Raw genomic sequence first — 1,346 nt, forward strand, 5'->3', positions numbered from 1 at the left:
CAATAGCGTCCTAAATAAATTTAGGGCATAAAATATCCACCCACTTTAGTAGGATACAAGCTATAGTTGGACAAAATTTAAAATAGAACCCCTTGTTCCAATTTTGGAGGAGGTTTTTCTACTTCCTTTAGTGGATTATCAAGCCATTTTTGTAATTCAATCTTCACAAAAAGATTTAGTCTTATAAAAGCGACTAAATTGGATAAATGCCAATTGAATTTTGATTGCGCACGTAGTGCTTTAAGTATTAAAATAGTGATAAGCGCCGTCCATATTTGTATCATTACAGCGTTTTCCGAGGTTCCAACAAAGGTTTTTATATGTAAAAGTTGTTTTAAGTCTCTAAAGAATATCTCCACCATCCATCTACTTTTATAAAGCTCACTAATCGTATGAGCCGTCCAGGTAAACTGATTGGTAATAAGCTCTATGACTTGTTCGTTTTCTTGATCCCATACCGCTACACGCCTTAGTTTATTAGGGTATAGCTGTTTTGATTTTTCATTAGCCAAAGTAATGATTTCATCTTTCAGAACATTTTGATGCCTGTTCTTAGGTAATTCTAACTCCTTAATTGTCTCAAATTTCAAGTTATCCTTGTGTCTAATTACAAAGTATACTTGCTTGCTGTCCCAAATGTTTAACAGGCTAAAATCATTGTAAAATCGATCTGCAACAATAACACTACCCTTCAGCAAAGGAATGTCGTAAGCTCCTTTATTATCAGCTGTTTTACCATCGGTGATATTGATGTAAGCTGGTAGATTCCCATCAAAATCAAGAAGTGTATGCATTTTAACAGCTCCTTTGGTGGTCTTGTATTTTGCCCAATCAAAAATACTTAAGCATAGGGATATTGTGGTGGAGTCTAATAATAGGATTTTTGATTTTATGCGGAACTTTACCTGTTTAAACTTGGGGTGCTGTCCTAAACTTTGAAGCAAAGCAAAATAATATTCTTTAAATAGCTCATGGCTTCGGTTTTTATTCTGATAACTTATTGATGATTTAGAGGGCGCTTTAACTATACCAAGATGGTTTAGATTTCCCGTAGCAGATCGAAGGCCATTGCTTATATCACGAACAGACTTGCTACGTGCAAAATGACAAAATAGCATGGAAATCAAATGACTCCAACTGTCAAAACCTTTGTTGTGCTTATCCGTTTGCTTTTCGTTTACTAATTTTTTGAAATTTGAGCGGTTAAGTTTTGTTATTATCTGAGAAAACAATGTTATATTTACCATCAAGCGCGTGTTTTTTTTGGTGTCCAACTCAAAGATAATTTGAGATCCGAAATTTACGCGCTTTTTTTACGCTTTCTTTTAACGTTTAGGACGCTAATG

General features: G+C 34.5%; 1 protein-coding gene. It reads right to left on the minus strand.

Annotation, left to right across the window (positions count from 1 at the left end; genetic code table 11):
• Nucleotides 1-77: 77 nt before the first annotated feature.
• Complete coding sequence (locus tag HXZ69_RS15185) at nucleotides 78-1,250, minus strand: IS4 family transposase (protein ID WP_225542925.1); 1,173 nt, start codon at nucleotides 1,248-1,250, stop codon at nucleotides 78-80.
• Nucleotides 1,251-1,346 lie beyond the last annotated feature (96 nt).

It is taken from the genome of Empedobacter sp. R132-2 (assembly GCF_030324375.1).
Classification (GTDB): Bacteria; Bacteroidota; Bacteroidia; order Flavobacteriales; family Weeksellaceae; genus Empedobacter; species Empedobacter falsenii_B.